Raw genomic sequence first — 20,835 nt, 5'->3', positions numbered from 1 at the left:
GAGAAAAAACACATATCAGGAGGATACAAGAGTGGAAGCTGGATTAAAAGGAACACAACCTATTGAAGAAAGAAAGTTTCGTACCATTCCCATCTTAATTTCACTGCTGCTCAGTGGATTTATTGGAATGTTTAGTGAAACGGCATTAAATGTCGCACTCAGCGACTTGATGAAGGTCCTGGATATTACACCTTCTACAGCCCAATGGCTAACAACAGCATATCTGCTTACCTTAGGAATACTAGTCCCTATTTCCGGGCTGCTGTTACAGTGGTTTACTACGAGACAGCTGTTTGTTGCCGCATTATGTTTGTCCATTCTGGGAACTTTTTTGGCGGCCATATCTCCAACCTTTGGTTTCTTACTTACCGCTAGAGTAGTTCAGGCGATGGGGACAGCACTCCTTCTGCCGCTCATGTTCAATACTATACTTGTCATTATAGCTCCTGAAAAAAGGGGCGCGGCCATGGGGATGATCGGTCTTGTCATTATGGTTGCTCCGGCTATCGGCCCTACGATTGCAGGGTTGCTGATTGAAAACCTAAGCTGGCATTGGATATTCTGGTTGTCCTTGCCGTTCCTTATTATTGCTCTGTTCTTCGGTATTATCTATATGCAGAATGTAACGAAGGTGACGAAGCCAAGTATTGATATAATGTCTATTGTACTGTCCTCCATAGGTTTCGGTGGGATTGTGTATGGTTTTAGCAGTGCCGGTGAAGCAGAAGGATGGTCAAATCCTAAAGTTATAATTTCATTGGTAGCAGGCGTTATCGCTCTTGGTTTGTTTGTTTTCCGTCAGCTATCCATGAAGCAGCCGATGATCAACCTGCGCGCTTTTAAATATCCAATGTTTGTAGTCGGTTTGTTGATGGTCTTAATCTGTATGATGGTTATTCTGTCCGCTATGCTGATTCTACCGATGTATTTACAGCAAGGACAGAACTACTCGGCCTTCAAGGCTGGATTACTACTGCTCCCCGGCGGGCTAATTAACGGATTGATGTCACCGCTCATGGGCCGCTTATTTGATAAATACGGTCCTAAATGGCTGGTCATTCCGGGATTGGTGATAATAGCGGTATCCTTGTGGTTCTTCTCCAGTATCACTGCCACTTCAACGGTAATATTCGTAATCGTACTGCATAGTGCGCTGATGATCGGCGTATCCATGGTATTCATGCCGGCACAAACGAATGGTATTAATCAATTACCGATGGAACTGTATCCGGACGGTACGGCTATTATGAATACTCTGCAACAGGTAGCCGGTGCCATTGGTACTGCGCTCGCGGTTAGTATTATGACAGCCGGTTCTAAAAGCTACTTATCCGGAGTAGAAGATCCCCAAAATCCAGTTCACTTATTAGCAGCCTTCACACAGGGTGTACAAAACGCCTTTATATTTGGCATGATCATTGCGTTTGCGGGTCTGATCCTCTCATTCTTTATCAAGCGAGTTATCATTCAGCACAAGAGTCAGACGTCGATGCATTAAGTGAAATCGAAGCAACTAAAAAGTTCTCTTTCTAATTCTAGGCTCAATGAATAGGAGACCCTTCCTCGAAAAGATCGAGGAAGGGTTTCCTATTTTGCTGAGTTGAACCCAAAATTATATAGATTGAACATAATACAGATTTCTATCAATTATACCGATCTTCGCGGTAGAAGCGTGGATATCTAATCAAAATATGAATGCGTGAGCTTAACAGACCTAGCGGACGCTATTTGCTTTATTTAACTGAATTCCTTATCTATGCGGACTGTGACCGTATAACTTACTTGAAAAGCAATTTATAGATAATAAGGGATCTGTAGTCCGCATAGAATTCTTGTCCCGATCTACCTTAAGATAAATTTACTTTAGCTGCTGCTATTTGGCTCAAGCTTAATTGTAGTGTGTAGATTCGGTTTATTTCTAATAGGGTTATAAAAATCAGAAACATTTAACAAGGGTAAAGCGTCAATAGGTTATGGAGAGATGCAGCCGTGAACGTAGGAAAACTCCGAAATACTAATCATAAGGAGGTAATTTCATGAAATCAAAGGATTCAACCTCAACGAAATGGAGAACCAGAGCACTGTTGGGATTGACCATAGTACTTGGGACGGGAACAGGAGCTTATACATTTAGTCCGTTGCCTGCACAGGCGGCGTCTGTGAGTGCACAGCAATCAGCAACCGTATACAATCAGTTTGAGAAATATCTGAAGAATCCAGCGAGCTTGGCTCATGCACGGAACTATCTAATCAATCATATCGATGAAGCAGGAATTTGGCGGGGTACCGTTATGACGCTGCATCTGGAGAATGCGCAAAGGGCTCAATTGAATTCGATATCTGAAAAGATTTACCCGGATAAGATACAAAAGGCGATTGACAGTGCTTTTAAATTAAAGAATTATAACAGAAGCGAACTTACTTATACCTATCTTTTAAGCGTCGTTAAAGAGTCCAATATTCGTTCTGTCCTAATAGAATTAAGGGATAAAGGATATAAAATAGAGACAAGTGAAGGAATGTATTATCCGGTGATGCATTATGAAGGCTTTAAAGTCTTCAAACCGTATATTCAAAAGGATATTGCCGCTTACATTGACATCATGGCTAAGGAGTCCAATAAACCGAGCCTTTTTGATGCTGCCATTGTGATTAGTTGGGAGGAGTTGATCGCACGTTCGCTTGAGAAAGAGGTTTTTATTAAAAAGTATCCAAAATCCAACCGTATGGCGAGTATCCAGATTAATCTGTCTGTCAGCTATTTGTTCTATGGCTCCAGCAACACACCAGCTTACGGTTATGATAAACCGACCCGCATCGATCCTGATCTGAGAAAAGCTTATGATTCTGCCTTGAGCAAGGGAACCAAAGACAGCGACATTTTAAAGATGATTGACGGTCTTGTGAAGCTGCTAGACAAAACAAACAATGTACTTACAGCGGACGTTGAGCAATATATTCAAGATCAGTTGAAGCCTTACAATAACTGAAAGATGCCTGTAGAAATAGGAATGGGTATAATGACATAATCCCATCGGCTCATTATGATATTCGTTATTATGGGGAGAACAATTTTGTAGGAGCACGGATCGACGGATATAAGGCTCCATTAGCAATTCTGACCCGCATAGCCGCTGTAGCATTAAAGGCTGTAAGTGACGATCTCGAATCTAAAGGATATAGCTTGAAGATTCAGGATGCGTACCGTCCTCAACAAGCAGTAAATCATTTTGTTAGGTGGTCGCAGGATACAAAGGATGTGAAGATGAAGACGCAATACTATCCGAAGCTGGATAAACGCAACTTGTTCAAGCTTGGATTTATTGCGAAGAAATCAGGACACTCCAGAGGCAGCACTATTGATCTAACGCTTGTGAACCTAAAAACAGGTGCCGAGGTGGATATGGGCAGTCCGTATGATTTCTTCGGTGACATTTCTTTTTACGATACGAATCTAATTACCAAGCAACAGAAGGCGAACCGCAAGCTGCTTAAGGACGCTATGGTGAAACAAGGGTTTAAACCGTACACCAAGGAATGGTGGCATTTTACACTGATTAATGAGCCCTATCCCAATCGATATTATAACTTTAATGTAGAGTGAAAAACGTTACTGAGGCTGTCTTTGAAGGTCTAATCAGACCATTATGGGCAGTCTTTTTGCTGTTTTATATTTACAAATAAATTGGAATTTGTTACTATATCATCAATGGATATATATCTATTATGGATATATCCGAGATGGATATATTATCGGAACCTATTTTCGGAGGAAGGAGGGCTGAGATTGTCTAGAAATAATTCAATGGTCACTGAGCAATTGACGGACTCAGCTTATTACATCTTACTATCGCTGCTAGTTCCACGTCATGGATACGCGATTATGAAATACGTTGAAGAGCTAACAGAAGGTGAAGTAACCATAGGGCCAGCAACTTTATACACCTTAATTAAGAAAATGGTTGCTGCAGATTATATTACGGCTGGAGATATAGAGGATGATCGGCGTAAGCCTTATTGTGTAACCGAGAAAGGGAAGCAGATTATTGACAATGATATGGAGCGGCGTTCAAGGATGGCTAGACATGGTATAAATGCTATTCAACAAGCCAAGGAGGTTAGTGATCATGAGAAGAAATAAAGAAACTCGTTATATCGGATCTTGGGGGTTAGCGTTTGCCGAAGAAAAGGAAATGAAAAAGTTGAGCAATTGGGCAAGTAAGGGGTGGTTGTTTGAATCCTTTGGATTCTTGGGTTTTAAGCTCCGTAAAGGAGAGGCACAGAATCTCGTATACTCAATTGATTATAATACTCTTCAGGCAAACGAGCTCCAAGATTATTATGATACTTTTCGGGCTGCCGGCTGGGAAGCGGTATGTTCATTATCCAATATTCATGTTTTCTCCGCTAAACCCGGAACAGTACCGATTTATACAGACCGTGCAACCTCTTATGATAAATATAACCGTGCCATTGTCAATTTTAAATGGAGTAGTCTCCTATTTGGATTACTAACGCTGATTGGATTTGCAGCTTACTATTATTCAGATAACTACGGTTTAGGCATAGCTCTAACACAAGTGCTTTTAATTTTCGCTACGCTCTGCCTTATGATAGCACTCCCTTCAGCTATGGTTTATTGTGCTTATAGATTCAGGAAAATGCGTCTGAAATAGAATGTATCTATATGAACAAAAATAGTACTACAATGATGATTTATAGGAATAAAATGGAGTCTTTGCGGACTCCTTTTATTCCTTATTTAATGCCTTTAGAATCTTTTCTTTTGTTAGGCTTAATCGTTGTTCAGCACCATCCGGGTGCGAGGGTTCACCCCAGGTAAATCCATCACCTTCGTATCTGGGAATGAGGTGCATATGGTAATGGGTCAGGTCATTAAATTTCCCGCCATCTTGACAAATTCTTATACCGTCAGGTTTAAACAAGCCCTTTAGGACTGCTGAAAGTCTTTTCGAAGCATCCATAATAGCATAAGCAGTCTCGGAATCCATTTCTTCGACATCCCAATAATGCTTCTTAGGAAGGATTAGGGAATGCCCTTCATTAAACGGGGCAATATCGAGCACACAAGTTATAAGTTCGTTCTCATAAATAATGTTTAAGTTTGGTTCAATTCCGTTAGCGATTCTACATCCCAAGCAATCCATTTACAAAATCACTCCATCCTAATAGTAGAGAGCAAGTCTCTAAGTTCATATTCGTTGCTGCCGAGATAACGAAACCGGCCGCTACAGTGAGGACTAATACTTGTGTACTTTAACATAGCTTATAATTAAATAACACTTTATTTCACTTGACACTTTGCGGCTATCGGAGTAAATTTAAAAAATAATTAAACGTTGTTTAAATCACTTCAATTTTTATCTATCAGGGAAGGAGATAAGGAAGGTCATGTCCACAGGTAACAACATTGATGCCTCTTCGAATAAGGATACGAAGCAGTGTATATTAAATGCCACCGTTGAGTTAATTCGGGAACAAGGATTCTCATGTACATCTCTTCGGAAAATAGCTGCTAAAGCCGACATTAACCTTGCATTGGTTAATTATCATTACGGTTCCAAGGAGAATTTACTTGCCGATGCCGTTCGTGAACTGATCTCCACCTTCGATGAAGCCTTTAGTGCTCTCGATGAAGATTCCTTACCTCCTAAGGTACGGTTGAAGACTTTTTTTATGCGTTACATCGGGAAGCTTAAAGAGCACCCCGGATTGGCGCGGCAGATGTTAGATCAAGTCCCCAATATCATGGCTTCTCAGGATGAGTATATGCGTTATTGCAAAATGATGAAAATGCAGAAAATCACCAGTGCTTTGCAGGAAATTACAAATGAGCAGGACGAGGATATGCTTATGACCATGCTGATGCAATTATATGGCGCTATCGCATTTCCGGTTCTTGTGGCTTCCTCAATTCATGAGGGGCAGAAATACTGTGTACCTATGCTTAATCTTCCATCTATTGATGTGCAGATCGATGGATTGTTTGAGCATTATTTTCATAAATACAGTTAAATTAGAGAAAAGAGTGGAGAACAAAATGTCAAACACAATTACCGGGAAAAGCGCGGCTAATGAGCAGCCGTTCTCTTTGAAAGCCATCATCCCCCCTCTTATGGCAATCATCGTAGGAATGATCATGGTCATTCTGGATAGTACGGTTGTAAATGTAGCTGTACCAGAGTTGGTTAACTACTTTTCATCTGATTTAAAAACCATTCAATGGGCAATCACAGGTTATACCTTGGCATTATCGGCGGTTATTCCATTAGCGGGTTGGATGACTGACAAGTTTGGTTCTAAGCAGGTTTTTCTGACAACCATTATTATGTTTGTCCTTGGTTCCATGCTTTGTTCCCTATCCCAGACTTCATCACAGCTTATTATTTTCCGTGTGATTCAAGGCTTAGGCGGAGGGATGGTAGCTCCAATCGGGATGGCCATGGTATTCCGCTTAGCACCACCGGAACGTAGAGGCACTATCATGGGTATGCTCGGAATTCCGATGTTATTAGCACCTGCATTAGGACCTGTATTATCAGGTTGGCTGGTGGAGTATGTCAGCTGGCACTGGATCTTCTTGATCAACCTGCCGATTGGTATTGTCGGTGTTATTCTTGGAGTTAAATATTTGCCGAAGACAGACAAGAATAAGGCTCCTCATCTAGATCTCATTGGGATGATCTTGGCACCCATTGCTTTTGCCAGTTTAGCCTATGGTGTGAATCAGGGCGGTGGCACAAGCTGGTCCTCTGCGGGAGCAATTTGGGGTCTAACTATTGGAGGAACTGCGCTTGTTCTGTTTATTATTGTTGAACTGCGTCACAAGCATCCATTGCTGGAGCTTCGTGTATTCCGTTCTTCAGACTTCACACGCGGGATCATTCTATCCTGGGTAACTCAAGCAGCGCTCTTTGGTTCCATGTTATTTGTACCCTTGTACCTTCAACAAATTCGGGGGTATACGCCGCTTGAGACTGGATTGATTCTTTTACCACAGGCACTATCAACCGGTATAGGTATGCCGCTAGGTGGACGTTTGTTTGATAAAATTGGAGCTCGGCCTCTAGCCTTTGTAGGTTTGAGCATCATCTCAACGGCACTTTATCTGTTGTCTGGAATTACAGTGGACACTGGCCTACCTGTCATTATGATGTGTCTGGCTCTGATGGGATTAGGCATGGGCTTGACTATGATGCCAGTGAACACACATGTGTTGAACTCTGCACCTCGTGAATGGGTAGGTCGTGTCACTCCTCTGACAACGGCTGCGCAGCAAGTGGTTGTATCCTTCGCAGTAGCGGGAATGACTGGCTATTTAACCAGCCAAATTGACTTTCATAAGAGTGGATTAAAAGAAGGTAGCAACCCGATTATCGCCGCCGTTCAGGGCTTCAATGATGTATTCTTATTAGCTTCGTTCATTGCGATGACGGGTGTTGTGCTCAGTCTGATTCTTCGCAAACCGAAGATGCAAAGCATGAATATTTCACAGGAAACGAAAAAGGCTGATCCAGCTATGATGATCGGTCACTAAAAATTAATTCAGCCTTACTCCAAAAACATTATCTTCTCCTCACAACGTATGTAAGCCGTGAGGAGAAGGAGTGTTTTTTTTGTGTCAAGGAACTCAGTATTCAGCTTGAACCTCCGTAAAATCCATACTTGCTGAAGCGACAACATTCTTCGAATACCAGTGAGTGCAAGTGTATTCGTCTTTAATATAGCCTTTATTTTAAGAGAGAATCTTTATTAAGGGTATTGACTACAACCATGCTCCGTGAGAAAATGTACGCGTGTACATTAATAGGAGGATGATTGCTATCGCCAGCCGTAAAGAGGTTGCTGAGCTAGCCGGAGTATCGGAAGCTACAGTCTCCCGTGTGTTAAATAACGTTGGCCCTCTTAAGGAGGAGACGAAACAAAAGGTTCTTGCGGCAGCCAAAGAGTTGGGATATGTTCCAAGCTCCCTAGCACGCAGCTTTGCACGTAAACGAAGTGGAAACCTCGGCGTAGTCATGCCGTATTTGCCCAAAGCAAGGCTTTTCTCAGCGTATTATTTCTCAGAGATCTTAAGTGGAATCGGCAGTAAGGCAAGAGAAGAAGGCTATGATTTGCTCATGCTTTTCCGTGACCCCGATGGAACATTGGATTATTCGGGAATGTTCGGGATGCGAAAGATAGACGGCTGTATTATCTTAGGAGCTAAGGATGAACCTGAGGAATTGCATGCTCTTCGTCATATAAGAGATGAGGGCCAACCCTTTTGTGTAATCAATCAGCATTTTGAGGGTGAGGGCTTCTTCGAGGTAGATGCAGACCACGAAGTGGGCAGTTGGCAGGCAGTCAAGCATTTGATCCAGCAGGGTCATCGTAAGATTGCATTCCTTAATGGGCCGCCGGAATACTCTAATAGCCGTGACCGTCACAACGGTTATGTTCGGGCTCTGAAGGAAGAAGGGCTGGAATGGGACTCAACCTTACAATTCAAGGGTAACTTTAGTAGACGAAGCGGAATTCAGGCAGCAGCAGGAATGGTTGCGGTACTGGACAGAATTGATGCGATCTTTGCAGCCAATGACCGAATGGCTATTGGTTTGCAGCAGGGCTTCAGAGAACAGGGGATTCCCGACCAACGTATCCCGGCCATCGTCGGATATGATGATTCGGACGCAGCAGAGCTTACCAACCCTGCTTTAAGCAGTGTGCGTGTTCCTTTCTATCAGTTGGGTGAAATTGCAGCATCCCGCGTCCTTCAGATGATGGAGGATGGAACTTCTAGTGAACTCTTGCGGGAACCTAAACAAATCAAACTGCCCACCGAACTTGTCGTTCGTGCATCATCTAGTCCATAGGTATATGAGTGAGGAGGAATAACGATGAAGAAGCAACGTATCGGAATGATCGGTTATAAATTTATGGGTAAGGCACATAGCAATGCTTATCGAAGCTTGCCTATGTTTTTTCCAAAGGCACCCAAACTGGACATGGCGGTGATCTGTGGGCGCAATGAGGAAGCTGTAGGACAAGCAGCAGAGCAGCTGGGCTGGGCTGAAAGTATGACCGATTGGAGAGAATTACTCGCCAGAGAGGATATCGATGTAATTGATATTAATGCCCCTAGTGATGCGCATAAGGAAATTACGCTGGCAGCCGTTAAGGCTGGGAAACATATTTTTTGTGAAAAGCCGTTAGCGCTTACATTGGCAGATTCTCGTGAGATGCTGCAGGCTGCAGAAGAAGCGGGTATCGCGCACATGGTGGGCTTCAACTATCGTTTCTCTCCAGCGGTGAGACTGGCGAAGAAGCTGGTGGAGAGTGGCCGACTCGGCAAAATCTATCACTTTAGAGCTTGTTTTCTGCAGGACTGGATTATCGACCCGGACTTTCCGCTTGTCTGGAGATTGCAAAAGGAGATTGCAGGTTCAGGCTCACACGGTGATCTTGGAGCTCATCTAATTGATCTTGCGCATTTTCTCGTGGGTGATGTGAAAGAGGTTATCGGGATGAGTGAGACCTTCATTAAGGAACGTCCGATAGCGGCTGAGATGACCGGCTTAAGTGCTAAAGGAAGCAAAGATGGTCCGCGAGGGGAAGTCACAGTAGACGATGCTACACTTTTTCTCGCCCGTTTTGATAATGGAGCTATGGGTAACTTTGAAGCTACCCGGTTTGCCGCAGGGCATAGATCAACCAATGCCTTTGAAATTAACGGCAGCCTGGGCAGTGTGAAATTTGATTTCGAACGTATGAATGAGCTTGAGGTATACTTCACTTCGGATGAAGAAGATGTACAAGGCTTCCGCCGTGTGCTTGTAACGGATCCGGCACATGCCTACGCCGAGGCTTGGTGGCCGCCAGGACATACCATTGGCTTCGAGCACACGTTTATTCACGAAATGCTGGAGTTCTCCACGGCTATTGAAGAAGGTCGTTTGCCTGAGCCGAATTTTCGAGATGGGGTAAAATGTCAGGCTGTTCTTGAAGCCGTAGAGCGTTCAATTGATGAAAGACGTTGGGTGCAGCTGTCTGAAATGTAATTAATCATATTTATAATTAACTATATTAAGGAGTTATCGAGATGAAAAAATCGTTGATTGTATGGGGTGGCTGGGATGGGCATGATCCAGAACAGGTAGCGGATATCTTTGCCGGCATTCTGCGTCAAGATGGCTTTGAAGTTGAGGTTTCGAATACCTTAGAGGCTTTCGATGATGCGGAAAAGCTGCTTGGACTTGACCTTATTGTTCCAGTCTGGACGATGGGTGAGATTGATCAAGTGCGGGTAGATAACGTATCGGCAGCAGTTCAAAACGGAACAGGACTTGCGGGTTGTCACGGCGGGATGTGTGACTCCTTCCGTACGAATGTAGACTGGCAGTTTATGACCGGAGGTCAGTGGGTAGCCCACCCTGGGAATGATGGAGTGAAATATACCGTAGAGATTAAAGGAAGCTCTAGCTCGCTGGTTGAGGGAATCGAAGACTTTTCTCTCGCAACCGAGCAATACTATCTTCATGTAGACCCTGCTGTGGAAGTTCTAGCAACCACTCGTTTTCCCGTGGCAGAAGGTCCGCATGCACTGAACAAAGCTGTGGATATGCCGGTGATTTGGACGAAACGTTGGGGCGTAGGCCGTGTATATTACAACTCTCTTGGACACCAAGCTGATATAGTTGAAATCCCTCAGGTTAAGGAGTTGATGCGCAGAGGTTTGCTTTGGGCTGCTGAGGGCAAAGAAAATGCTCTGCGAGGCGAGAAGGACGGCGCGGCTTTAGGTCATGTATACACGGGTATGGCTGACAATCAATAGAATCTTAATGGAGGGTCTACTTACATGGAAAAGGTGAAAGTCGGTATCATTGGGTGCGGTAAAATTAGCAGTATATATATGGAGAACTGTCAGAAGTTCGAAATACTCGATCTTGTAGCGTGTGCCGACATGGATCTTGCCAGAGCACAGGAGCAAGCGAATCAATACAATATCCCCAAAGTTCTTACAACTGAAGAGTTGCTGAGCGACCCGGAAATCAAGATTGTGATCAATTTGACGATACCTGCAGCCCATGCAGAGGTTACCTTAAAAGCTCTCCATGCCGGGAAACATGTTTATGTGGAAAAGCCGCTTGCTGTTACTAAGGAGGAAGGTCAAAGCGTATTGGAATTGGCCAAGGAGAAGGGTTTATTAGTAGGGAGTGCGCCGGAAACCTTCTTAGGAGCTGGAATTCAGACTGCACTAAAGCTTATTAATGAGGGGGGAATCGGGCTTCCTATAGCAGCCACTGCATTCATGATGGGGCGAGGACATGAGCATTGGCACCCGGATCCGGAGTTTTATTATGCGACAGGCGGGGGACCGATGTTCGATATGGGACCTTATTACTTAACCGCTCTAGTCCAACTGCTCGGTCCGATTCAGACCATTGCCGGGATGACCGGTAAGGCTCTTACGGAACGAACGATTACTAGCGAGAAGAAATTCGGCCAAAAGATACCCGTAAATATTCCTACTCACATTGCAGGAACCCTGCAATTCGAGAATGGAGCGATCGGCACACTAATTACAAGCTTTGATGTCTTCGGTGGCAGCGACTTACCCTTTATCGAAATCTATGGTACGGAAGGCTCGATACAGGTGCCAGATCCGAATACCTTCGGTGGACCTGTGAAGGTTCGCCGTATGGGTGATGCTGAATGGTCCGAACAACCTTTACTTCCGGGGTATGACCAGAATACCCGTGGAATTGGTCCAGCGGATATGGCCTATGCTATTCAGAAGGGACGTCCGCATCGTGCAAGTGCCGAGCTTGCTTACCATGTACTTGAGGCCATGTGGGCTTTTCATGAATCATCTGATTCCCGTACTTATTATGAGATGAAGAGCACATGTACCCGGCCAGCAGCGTTGCCAATAGAACTTGCACCGTATACTTTGGACTAATATTTAACCTATCGCAACATATTACACCTCAGGGTCAGATCAGAACTTTTTTATCCAATAAAGGGTTCTCAAATGGTGATATATATTTACAGGATGAAAAGGTTCATGTGAATATCGTTGGCCTGAATGAAGATATCCAAGATGTCTTCGCAGAGCGTTATATTGCCGACACTTATGTATTGCATAATGTAGAGTACACGATTCATGAACTTGAAACGGCTCAGAAGCTTTTGGAGGAGCATAATCTTTACCTTAAGCAAAATGTATACGGTTCTTCAATCGATGTCATCGGAAACAGATTGGCTATTACAATGCCTGATAGTAGTGAAACTACGGCCAAACCGGAAATCGAGAAGCTGATAGATCCAAATATGGTGAGCTATACTATCGAAAAGTTAGGTCAGCCGCATGTAGTTGGGGAGATTGTAGAAGTCGAAAGTATAGATAACCACCTGCGAATACTCATCCTAGAACCGGGCAAAGAAATGCCTACTTACTGGTTTTCTTTCAATGACCGATCAGAATTGTACAATGAAGCAGAAAAAGAGATTCATTTCTCCGATTTAGAAAAGGGTCAGCAGGTTAAGCTGTGGAGTACAGGGACCATTCTAGAATCATTGCCAGCTCAGGCGACGGTCAGAAGGCTGGAAGTAGATTTGTCAGACCTATAAGAAACAAGGACCGCCTTAAGTAGAATTTTCTACGAAAGGTGGTCCTTTTGTTAAATGAGTAATGTTAATTCTTATTTTCTGGCTTGCGAGGGAGTCAGCCCTTTGTATTGCTTATATAGTTTGGTAAAATAATTCGGATTGTCACAGCCCACCGTGCCGGCGATTTCGGTTACACTAAGGTGTGTTTCCAGCAGCAGCCGTTCAGCCTCATCCATACGGCATACATTTACATAATCCACAAACGTACGTCCAGTCAGCTTTTTGAAAGTTTTGCAGAAATGATAGGGATTCAGATTTACTGATTTGGCGGCTTCCTCTATTGATATTTTATCGGTAAAATGCACTTCAAGATGCTCCAAAAGCGGTTTAAAGCGTTCTCTGTTAATAGAGAGACGTTCTTTGGGCTTCCCAATCTGCTGATGGGGGAGGAAGGCTCGAGATAACAAGGTGAACAGCAGATGCAGCTGATTCTTGATGATGAGCTGGTAGGCTGGACCCTTTTCTTGATATTCAGCGATGATTCCGGATAAGAGTGAGTAATAAACGGACGAGGTTTGATTCTGCTCATCTGGTTTAACCGGGAACTGGAGGCGATTATCCAAATAAGGCGCAACAAATTTCTCGTGCAGCGGGTCAGGGACCCAATCATTAAATAAAGTGCTGTGAATTACGATGGATACATATCGAATATCCCCGCCTTGCAAGCTGTAACCGACATGAAGTCCCCCGGAAGGGACAATCAAAACATCTCCCTGCTGTGCTTCATAAGGCTGGCTGTCGATATGGAAAACAGCGCTGCCCTGTTCCATAACAATAATCTCGAAATGCTCATGCCAGTGTAAAAAAAGGATGTTCTGATTTACTTTAGTATCAAGCGTTGTATTAAAAAATAAGCGAAAAGGATACGTTTTTTCCTGTAATTGAGGATATTCCTTAAGCTCTCTTGGATTGGTCACTGGCTGCTCAACTCCCACAAGATTGTACTATTATTACACAAGATAATGAGAGAAATGTCTCTTTATCACCTATATACTAAGGTTGTTGAAGTAACTATAAACCAATATTGGAGTGGTATCAAGATGATGGATTCATTAAGAATAGGTACATTGGTGGGCGGCGATTCTGCGGTTAAGGTCATTCCCCAAATCGTTTCCCACGGCTTCGAATCTTTTAGCCTAACCTTCTGGCAAACCACCGGAGATACAGATCTAACGGAAACAGCGAAACGTGTAAGTGAATTAGCGGATAAACATAACTTTGTTATTTCTACAGTGGGTATTTTCGGAAATCCTCTAACCAATACAGGTGACAATGCGGATACGGTGGCAAGCTGGGAACGGCTTATTGACCATGCCCATTTATTCGGGACGGATATAGTTTCAGGCTTTACGGGGCGTTTGCCAGGCTGTTCCATCGACCAATCCATTCCAAAGTATGCAGAAGTATTTGGAGAGCTTTCGAAAAGAGCGGCTGATCGCGGTCTGCGTATTGCTTTTGAGAACTGTGCTATGGATGGTGATTGGTCCTCCGGGGATTGGAATATTGCGCATAACCCAACAGCATGGGAAATGATGTTCAATGCTTTTCCTTCCGACAATATGGGTCTTCAATGGGAACCTTGTCATCAGATGGTGGCTTTGATAGATCCGATCCCGCAGCTGCGTAAATGGATGGATAAAGTGTTCCATGTACATGGCAAAGACGCTACGATTGCTTGGGATATTGTAAAAGAATACGGGATTCACGGTCCGAAACCTTATGTGTGGCACCGTACACCGGGCTTTGGGGATACCAACTGGACGGATATCATCTCCATTCTTCGCCAAGCCGGCTACAAAGGAACGATTGACATTGAAGGTTGGCATGATCCGGTATATAGAGATGAGTTAGAGATGACAGGTCAGGTTCACGCTTTGAATTATTTGAAAAACTGTCGGGGCGGCAGCTTTGTGCCTAATCCGGTCTGAACCGAAAGCGGGGAGTGAATAGGGATATGGCTGTCAAATACAGAGTCATTATTGCGGGCTGCGGAGGGATGTCTAATGCCTGGATTGATTACGCTTTAAATCGTTCGGATGTAGAAATGGTTGCTCTCGTTGATATTAAGCTTGAATTCGCTAAGGTGATGGCGGATAAGAAAGGACTATCCTGCCGACTCTTTGACAATATAGAAGAAGCGATCAAGGAAACGGGAGCCAATCTGGTATTTGACGTTACAGTACCTGCAAGTCACTACAATATTGCAACTGCTTCCATGGAGCTTGGTTGTGATGTTTTTGGAGAAAAACCGCTTGCCGAAACAATGGAGCAATGTAATGGAATTGTAGCCTTATCCGATCTTACGGGGAGATCACATGCAGTCATGCAAAATCGGCGCTTTGACCCCCGAATTCGTTCTTTGCAAGAATTGATTAGATCAGGAACTATCGGCAGGCCCGGTTATATGGGTGCTGAGTTTTTTCTAGGCCCTCATTTTGGCGGTTTTCGGGATATGATGGACAGTCCTTTACTGTTGGATATGGCAATTCATACATTCGATGCAGCTAGGATGATCATCGGGGCAGACCCTGTTTCGGTCTATTGTCAGGAATTCAATCCTCCAGGCTCCTGGTATAAAGGAAATGCATCCGCCATTTGTATCTTTGAAATGTCAGACGGCTCCATATTCTGCTATCAAGGCTCTTGGTGCGCAGAAGGTGTTCCTACATCATGGGAAGCCTCTTGGCGTATTTCCGGTGAGAAAGGAACAGCGATTTGGGATGGAATTGGAGCTCCTTATGCCGAGGTTATATCGGAGGGGGATCAAACCGGTAAATTCACTCGGGAGCACACACGGGTTGAAGGGGGGGTTATCGATCTCCAGCGCACGTTCCATCAAGGTTGTTTGGATGAGCTGTTCCTTTCACTTGAAGAGAACCGTCCCGCAGAAACGGATTGCCGGGATAATCGGTTCAGTATGGCTATGGTTCTAGGTGCACTCGAAAGCACCAAGACGGGTAGAAAGATTAACATTGAAAAGTTCATAAAGACTCCGAATAGTCAGTTTCAGCATAGCAGTTCATTCTCAAACTGAAGTAAATATGTTGCAGTAAATCGTACAGTCATGCTCTCGGTATATGAGGGCATGGCTGTTTGCTTTTAAACGTGCCAATAGGAAATGGATGGTTTTCTTCTTATAGGCGAATAATTAGGATTACAAGAAATCGTATATATAAGTAAAGGGAGACTACCAGATGATGGAATCGTTGGAAGTTATTTTTCGGACGCTATTTTCAATCGGTGTACTTTTCTTCCTAACTAAATTGCTGGGGAAAAGGCAAGTTTCACAGCTTTCAGTCTTTGAGTACATTACAGGTATCACCATTGGGGGATTGGCCGCCTATATATCTCTTGATACGGATAAGAAATGGTATTTAGGGCTTTTAGCGCTTGCTGTGTGGATCGGCGTTTCATTTGGTATTGAGATTTTACAAATGAAAAGCAAAAAGGCAAGAGATTTCATTGACAGTAAGTCAACTGTGTTAATCAAAGATGGAAAGATATTAGAAGATAATCTAAAAAAAGAGCGCTTAACGACTGATGACTTACTGGCAGCCCTGCGAAAAAAAGATGTGTTCAGGGTTGCAGATGTCGAGTTTGCTGTTATGGAGACGGACGGTGGGATCAATGTGATGCTAACCAGGGAAAATCAACCGTTGACACCGAAACTCCTTGGGATCCAAATAGCAACGGAAGAGGCGCCGCAAACTGTAATCATGGATGGAAATATGATGGATGATTCTTTAGATTCCTTCGGATTGACACGAACTTGGCTGCAAAGGGAATTGGTGAAGCGTGCTATTACTGTTGAGGATGTTTTCATGGGGCAAGTGGATGCTTACGGTGAACTGACGGTAGACTTATACGCGGATAAAATCCAAAAGCCAAAATCTCAGGATAAGCCGCAATTATATGCTTTACTTGAAAAATGTGAAGAAGATCTGGCGAGGATCAGTTTGTTTACACATAATAATCAGGCCAAAATAATTTATGAAGAATCCTCTGAGCAGCTCCGAAATCTTTTGCAGAAACTGAAACCTTTCATTTGAATTAGTTAGGTATGGATTTCCATCTATGGTATCTCATGCGCTATACTATACATGATCTTCTCTTTATAACCTTGGAAAGAAGGAATATGTAGATGGAATATGCAAAGTTAGGTTCTAGCGGACTCGATGTTTCACGTATATGTCTGGGTTGTATGAGCTATGGAATTCCTGATCGTGGCTCTCACTCTTGGTCTTTAAATGAGGAAGAAAGCCGACCCTTTATCAAGAAAGCATTAGAGCTTGGAATTAACTTTTTTGATACGGCCAATATTTATTCCGATGGAACCAGTGAGGAGATCGTAGGACGGGCTTTAAAAGATTTCGCATACCGGGATGAGGTTGTACTCGCTACAAAAGTCCATGGTAGAATGCGGCCGGGTCCTAACGGCGGCGGTCTTTCTCGTAAAGTAATCATGACAGAAATTGACCACAGCCTTAAACGGCTCGGTACCGATTATGTAGATTTGTACCAAATCCACCGCTGGGATAGTGAAACGCCAATCGAAGAGACGATGGAGGCCCTTCATGATGTAGTTAAAGCCGGAAAGGCTCGCTATATCGGAGCTTCCTCCATGTATGCTTGGCAATTTCTGAAAGCGCTGAATACTTCCGAGCGCCATGGCTGGACTCGATTTATTTCTATGCAGAATTATCTAAATCTTCTCTATCGGGAGGAGGAACGCGAAATGCTGCCACTGTGTAAAGAAGAAGGTATCGGTGTGATTCCTTGGAGTCCGCTTGCTCGAGGTCGTTTAACCCGTGATTGGGAGGAAAGCAGTTTACGTTCGGAGACAGACCAATTTGCAAAGCAACTCTATTCACAAACGGAGGAGGCAGACCGTATTGTCGCCCTGCGTGTTAAACAAATTGCCGAAGAGCGAGGCATTCCACGTGCACAGGTGGCACTTGCTTGGGTCCTTCAGAAGCAGCCGGTTTCGGCCCCTATAATCGGAGCGACTAAGATGTATCATTTAGAAGATGCTGCCTCCGCTGTTTCTGTTCGACTAAGTCCAGAAGAACTCCACCGGTTAGAAGAACCTTATGTTCCGCATCCGGTATTGGGCGGGCTTGATTTTAGAAATTAAGTAGATGAATCGTAAACATAAACTAGCCAGTCTCTGATAATTCGGAGGCTGGCTTGTTGCACATACGGACTGTACAGACGCTATTTCTACAAATACGGCCTTTTGGGAGAGTATGGGGACACCAGAGCCACTATTACACTGTAAAAGCATTATAAACCACGGTATTGGAACCATTAACGTCCACACAGTCCGCATACATTTTGGTAATCGTTGATTTCAGTAAATAGAGGCTTCACTGTCCACCAAAATACGCTCGCCCCCAATAGAATACGCTCTCCACCAATATCCCTCTAAGTACCTCTTCCAGAATGCGTTGAATGCTGTCTAGCGTGACAGTGTGTGGCTATTTTTTAACCTGTTTACATAATTCAGACAATAAATGGCAAAATAAGATCACTTCACAGTTTTCTTATTGGAGGTGAGCAGCATGACTGACAGGATATTGGATCGTATCAAGGAGCAACTCACGGACTGTACGGATGCAGTAAATCAGTCCATTCGTGTTCATGGTCATACTTGTATGCTAATGTACATTCCTTCCATTGTAGAAAATCAGAGCGTACAGAACTTCATTAGCTTACCGCTTCAAGCAGAAGCAAATTCTAATAATTCTAATTGGCCGGTTTTTTTGGAGCGTCTAGATAGAGAGTCAGTATTTCCACTCCCTTCCATTAAAGCTTTTGATCTGGCAGAAGCAATCGATCTTGTTGTAGCTGGTAATGTGGTTCTATATATTGAAGGACTTCCTTTTCTATATTATTTTAAACTAACGCAGTATCAAAAAAGAGCCATTTCTGAATCCAAGAATGAATTAGTAGTCATTGGCCCCCAGGAGGCTTTTATTGAGGATATTCAAAGTAATCTATCCCTGCTTCGTCATAAGATCAAGCACCCGGATTTAAAGATTAAGCTTTATACCATTGGCAAATACACAAAAACAGATGTATATGTTGTCTATATTGAAGGTTTACATAAACCGGAGGTTTTGGCTGATATTGATGAAAAGCTGAAGAACATCTCGATTGACGGGATTCTGGGAAGCAGTTATCTGGCGGAGCATTTGAAAACAAACAAACCCACTCCTTTTCCCATATTTCAATATACGGAGCGACCTGATTCTGTTGCCGCTTCTTTAATGGAAGGGCGGATTGGCATATTGACGGATGGTACGCCTTCAGCACTGCTTGCACCTGCGACCTTTTTTTCACTGCTGCAGTCCTCAGAGGATTACTACCAGAGCCCCTATGCTGGAAGCTGGATTCGTATCCTACGTCTGTTTTTCTCCATTCTCTCTACAACTCTACCATCCCTCTATATAGCGATTACCACATTTCATTCTGAAATTATTCCGTACAACCTATTAGTAACCATCGCAGCCGCACGTGAAAATATTCCTTTCTCAGCGTTGACTGAGGCCTTATTGATGGAGCTCACCTTTGAAGCCATTAGGGAGGCTGGAACGCGGATCCCCAAGCCTGTCGGACAGACCATCTCAATCATTGGCGGTATCGTTATTGGCCAAGCCGCAGTGCAGGCAGGTATTGTATCTGCTCCCATGGTAATTGTGGTATCCATTACTGGAATTGCCTCCTATATTATTCCGCACATGGAACTCGGTTTGACCTCAAGATTATTAAGATTTGGTCTATTGATCTTGGGTGGAACCATGGGGTTAATCGGTGTGTTCGCCGCCGTCTTTATTATTTATGGACATCTAGCGAATCTGAAGTCATTCGGAACTCCGTATTTACAGCCGATCGCTCCACTCGTCCTCCAGGATTGGAAGGATACCTTACTGCGTGTCCCATCTCCCTGGATGAAGAAACGAAGCACTGCCTATTCCAAAGGGAAGCAAAGGAGACAAGCTAAGAAATGAAATATATAAAACTGGGAGTTGTTGCGCTCTTAATTCTTAGTTTGACAGGGTGCTGGTCTAAGGAAGAGTTGGATGACTTGACGTTTGTATTTGGCTTATATGTAGATAATGGAAAGAAACCCGGTACGGTGGAGGTCACGATCAGCACACCTTTGCCTAATCGTCTAATGTCAGCCCAGCAAGCGTCAAGCGGGGGTGGAGACGGTAAACCCTATTCTATTGTGTCAAAGACTGCACCGACTATAACCGAAGCGATGATTTCCATCCAACGGGATCTAACTCGCCGGATTACTCTTTCCCACCTTAAAGTGGTCGTTATCGGAGAAGACTATGCCAAAAAAGGAATTAGCGAGCTCTTGGAATGGCTAAAGAGAGAACCTGGTTTTCCACTCGGAACCTATGTTCTTGGCTGTTCAGGGAGGGCAAAGGAAATAACGAAGTTAACACCGGTTTATGAACAACAGCCTTCTCAAGTACTGTTGAATTTCGCTTCGGATAACTTCATGTTTAAAACCACTATCAAAGACTGTTTAATCGCTGAAGCATCCTACTCCGGATTTGCCTTAACGTATTTAAACATTGGCACCAAACCGGAGTCCGTCGAAATAGGAAAGCCGGAATATTGGGCAGGGATCCAGGGTGCAGCATTGTATCAAAAAGACAAGATGAAGGGCTCTCTCAATGTTAGAGAGGGGATAGCCTTGGCCTGGGCACAAGGAAATATCCACTTTCCGTTGTACTCCATCACATGGGACGAAGGTAAAGGGACTGCCAGTGCTCTTATCACCTTTTCTAAATCTTCTAAAGCCGTCTCATTATCTAAAAAGGGTCCAATCTTTAAAATCTCATTACAAGGAACAGCGAGCATGGTATCCATTAAGAACTCTGAACTACATGATATTAAGGCGATTTCTGCCACAATAACGGAAAAACTTGAACAAAAAATTTCCGGGGAGGTTTCAGATGCCATTCGAAAAACGCAGAAAGCAGGCACGGATGTCTTGCATTTAGGTCTTCTTATGGAATGGAATTACCCGCAGCGATGGAAGAAGCTCCAAACCAATTGGGAAGATTATTATACTCATGATGCCGAAATTAAGGTTTCCACACACATTCATATTAGCAATTTTGGAGCTGCGAAATAATCTTTTGA

The 20,835-nt window shown here is 43.7% G+C and carries 20 protein-coding genes; 18 read left to right on the top strand and 2 right to left on the bottom strand.

Annotated features, from left to right (window positions below):
* Positions 1-61: 61 nt before the first annotated feature.
* From PWYN_RS20585 to PWYN_RS20565, 5 genes are all read left to right on the top strand, one after another.
* Positions 62-1,498, top strand: coding sequence for a DHA2 family efflux MFS transporter permease subunit (locus PWYN_RS20585; RefSeq protein ID WP_036659021.1), 1,437 nt, complete (start codon positions 62-64; stop codon positions 1,496-1,498).
* Positions 1,499-2,036: 538 nt separating this feature from the next.
* Positions 2,037-2,990: a hypothetical protein gene (locus PWYN_RS20580; RefSeq protein WP_036655749.1), complete on the top strand. Its 954-nt coding sequence runs from the start codon at positions 2,037-2,039 to the stop codon at positions 2,988-2,990.
* Positions 2,987-3,604 carry a M15 family metallopeptidase gene (locus PWYN_RS20575; protein ID WP_036655746.1) on the top strand — a complete coding sequence of 206 codons (618 nt, stop codon included), beginning with the start codon at positions 2,987-2,989 and terminating at the stop codon, positions 3,602-3,604. Before PWYN_RS20580 ends, PWYN_RS20575 begins: the two co-directional genes overlap by 4 nt.
* 183 nt (positions 3,605-3,787) lie before the next feature.
* Complete coding sequence (locus PWYN_RS20570; protein ID WP_240479801.1) at positions 3,788-4,141, top strand: PadR family transcriptional regulator; 354 nt, start codon at positions 3,788-3,790, stop codon at positions 4,139-4,141.
* On the top strand, positions 4,128-4,676 hold the full coding sequence (locus PWYN_RS20565; RefSeq protein ID WP_036655743.1) for a DUF2812 domain-containing protein: 549 nt from the start codon (positions 4,128-4,130) through the stop codon (positions 4,674-4,676). Before PWYN_RS20570 ends, PWYN_RS20565 begins: the two co-directional genes overlap by 14 nt.
* A 75-nt stretch (positions 4,677-4,751) precedes the next feature.
* On the opposite strand, the gene PWYN_RS20560 is transcribed toward PWYN_RS20565, so the two are convergent.
* Entirely contained in the window at positions 4,752-5,168 is a 417-nt protein-coding gene (locus PWYN_RS20560) for an HIT family protein (RefSeq protein ID WP_036655741.1), read from the bottom strand.
* A gap of 244 nt (positions 5,169-5,412) precedes the next feature.
* On the opposite strand from PWYN_RS20560, the gene PWYN_RS20555 reads away from it, so the two are divergent.
* From PWYN_RS20555 to PWYN_RS20525, 7 genes are all read left to right on the top strand, one after another.
* Positions 5,413-6,036, top strand: a complete 624-nt coding sequence (locus PWYN_RS20555) for a TetR/AcrR family transcriptional regulator (RefSeq protein ID WP_036655734.1) — start codon at positions 5,413-5,415, stop codon at positions 6,034-6,036.
* Entirely contained in the window at positions 5,939-7,558 is a 1,620-nt protein-coding gene (locus PWYN_RS20550; protein WP_157261230.1) for an MDR family MFS transporter, read from the top strand. The genes PWYN_RS20555 and PWYN_RS20550 overlap by 98 nt, the downstream gene beginning before the upstream one ends.
* A gap of 277 nt (positions 7,559-7,835) precedes the next feature.
* Positions 7,836-8,876 carry a LacI family DNA-binding transcriptional regulator gene (locus PWYN_RS20545; protein ID WP_036655728.1) on the top strand — a complete coding sequence of 347 codons (1,041 nt, stop codon included), beginning with the start codon at positions 7,836-7,838 and terminating at the stop codon, positions 8,874-8,876.
* Between the two features lie 24 nt (positions 8,877-8,900).
* On the top strand, positions 8,901-10,061 hold the full coding sequence (locus PWYN_RS20540) for a Gfo/Idh/MocA family protein (protein WP_036655723.1): 1,161 nt from the start codon (positions 8,901-8,903) through the stop codon (positions 10,059-10,061).
* Positions 10,062-10,102: 41 nt separating this feature from the next.
* A complete protein-coding gene (locus PWYN_RS20535) occupies positions 10,103-10,834 on the top strand; it encodes a ThuA domain-containing protein (RefSeq protein ID WP_036655720.1) in 732 nt (243 codons plus the stop codon).
* A 24-nt stretch (positions 10,835-10,858) separates the two neighbouring features.
* Positions 10,859-11,962, top strand: coding sequence for a Gfo/Idh/MocA family protein (locus tag PWYN_RS20530; RefSeq protein ID WP_036655717.1), 1,104 nt, complete (start codon positions 10,859-10,861; stop codon positions 11,960-11,962).
* A 107-nt stretch (positions 11,963-12,069) separates the two neighbouring features.
* Positions 12,070-12,633: a DUF3221 domain-containing protein gene (locus PWYN_RS20525; RefSeq protein ID WP_036655709.1), complete on the top strand. Its 564-nt coding sequence runs from the start codon at positions 12,070-12,072 to the stop codon at positions 12,631-12,633.
* 71 nt (positions 12,634-12,704) lie between these two features.
* On the opposite strand, the gene PWYN_RS20520 is transcribed toward PWYN_RS20525, so the two are convergent.
* On the bottom strand, positions 12,705-13,589 hold the full coding sequence (locus tag PWYN_RS20520; protein ID WP_036655705.1) for a helix-turn-helix transcriptional regulator: 885 nt from the start codon (positions 13,587-13,589) through the stop codon (positions 12,705-12,707).
* A 123-nt stretch (positions 13,590-13,712) separates the two neighbouring features.
* Here PWYN_RS20520 and PWYN_RS20515 point away from each other — a divergent pair, with 123 nt between their 5' ends.
* From PWYN_RS20515 to PWYN_RS20490, 6 genes are all read left to right on the top strand, one after another.
* Positions 13,713-14,600, top strand: coding sequence for a sugar phosphate isomerase/epimerase family protein (locus tag PWYN_RS20515; RefSeq protein ID WP_036655702.1), 888 nt, complete (start codon positions 13,713-13,715; stop codon positions 14,598-14,600).
* Between the two features lie 26 nt (positions 14,601-14,626).
* The gene (locus PWYN_RS20510) at positions 14,627-15,706 is read left to right on the top strand and encodes a Gfo/Idh/MocA family protein (protein ID WP_052088227.1); all 1,080 of its coding nucleotides are present in this window, start codon (positions 14,627-14,629) and stop codon (positions 15,704-15,706) included.
* Positions 15,707-15,866: 160 nt separating this feature from the next.
* Positions 15,867-16,721: a DUF421 domain-containing protein gene (locus tag PWYN_RS20505; RefSeq protein ID WP_036655698.1), complete on the top strand. Its 855-nt coding sequence runs from the start codon at positions 15,867-15,869 to the stop codon at positions 16,719-16,721.
* 92 nt (positions 16,722-16,813) lie between these two features.
* On the top strand, positions 16,814-17,806 hold the full coding sequence (locus tag PWYN_RS20500; protein WP_036655696.1) for an aldo/keto reductase: 993 nt from the start codon (positions 16,814-16,816) through the stop codon (positions 17,804-17,806).
* A gap of 427 nt (positions 17,807-18,233) precedes the next feature.
* Complete coding sequence (locus tag PWYN_RS20495) at positions 18,234-19,682, top strand: spore germination protein (protein WP_036655693.1); 1,449 nt, start codon at positions 18,234-18,236, stop codon at positions 19,680-19,682.
* Entirely contained in the window at positions 19,679-20,827 is a 1,149-nt protein-coding gene (locus PWYN_RS20490; RefSeq protein ID WP_036655690.1) for a Ger(x)C family spore germination protein, read from the top strand. The genes PWYN_RS20495 and PWYN_RS20490 overlap by 4 nt, the downstream gene beginning before the upstream one ends.
* The last annotated feature ends 8 nt before the right edge of the window (positions 20,828-20,835 follow it).

Source organism: Paenibacillus wynnii (assembly GCF_000757885.1).
In the GTDB taxonomy this organism is placed as follows: Bacteria; Bacillota; Bacilli; order Paenibacillales; family Paenibacillaceae; genus Paenibacillus_AQ; species Paenibacillus_AQ wynnii.
This window is presented reverse-complemented; position numbering and strand designations above follow the sequence as displayed.

What these genes read in the sequence shown, in the direction of transcription:
- PWYN_RS20580 (WP_036655749.1), top strand. Translation starts at nt 2,037, where the DNA reads ATGAAATCAAAGGATTCAACCTCAACGAAATGGAGAACCAGAGCACTG.
- PWYN_RS20565 (WP_036655743.1), top strand. Translation starts at nt 4,128, where the DNA reads ATGAGAAGAAATAAAGAAACTCGTTATATCGGATCTTGGGGGTTAGCG.
- PWYN_RS20560 (WP_036655741.1), bottom strand. Translation starts at nt 5,168, where the DNA reads ATGGATTGCTTGGGATGTAGAATCGCTAACGGAATTGAACCAAACTTA.
- PWYN_RS20555 (WP_036655734.1), top strand. Translation starts at nt 5,413, where the DNA reads ATGTCCACAGGTAACAACATTGATGCCTCTTCGAATAAGGATACGAAG.
- PWYN_RS20550 (WP_157261230.1), top strand. Translation starts at nt 5,939, where the DNA reads ATGAGGGGCAGAAATACTGTGTACCTATGCTTAATCTTCCATCTATTG.
- PWYN_RS20545 (WP_036655728.1), top strand. Translation starts at nt 7,836, where the DNA reads ATGATTGCTATCGCCAGCCGTAAAGAGGTTGCTGAGCTAGCCGGAGTA.
- PWYN_RS20540 (WP_036655723.1), top strand. Translation starts at nt 8,901, where the DNA reads ATGAAGAAGCAACGTATCGGAATGATCGGTTATAAATTTATGGGTAAG.
- PWYN_RS20535 (WP_036655720.1), top strand. Translation starts at nt 10,103, where the DNA reads ATGAAAAAATCGTTGATTGTATGGGGTGGCTGGGATGGGCATGATCCA.
- PWYN_RS20530 (WP_036655717.1), top strand. Translation starts at nt 10,859, where the DNA reads ATGGAAAAGGTGAAAGTCGGTATCATTGGGTGCGGTAAAATTAGCAGT.
- PWYN_RS20515 (WP_036655702.1), top strand. Translation starts at nt 13,713, where the DNA reads ATGATGGATTCATTAAGAATAGGTACATTGGTGGGCGGCGATTCTGCG.
- PWYN_RS20510 (WP_052088227.1), top strand. Translation starts at nt 14,627, where the DNA reads ATGGCTGTCAAATACAGAGTCATTATTGCGGGCTGCGGAGGGATGTCT.
- PWYN_RS20505 (WP_036655698.1), top strand. Translation starts at nt 15,867, where the DNA reads ATGATGGAATCGTTGGAAGTTATTTTTCGGACGCTATTTTCAATCGGT.
- PWYN_RS20500 (WP_036655696.1), top strand. Translation starts at nt 16,814, where the DNA reads ATGGAATATGCAAAGTTAGGTTCTAGCGGACTCGATGTTTCACGTATA.
- PWYN_RS20495 (WP_036655693.1), top strand. Translation starts at nt 18,234, where the DNA reads ATGACTGACAGGATATTGGATCGTATCAAGGAGCAACTCACGGACTGT.
- PWYN_RS20490 (WP_036655690.1), top strand. Translation starts at nt 19,679, where the DNA reads ATGAAATATATAAAACTGGGAGTTGTTGCGCTCTTAATTCTTAGTTTG.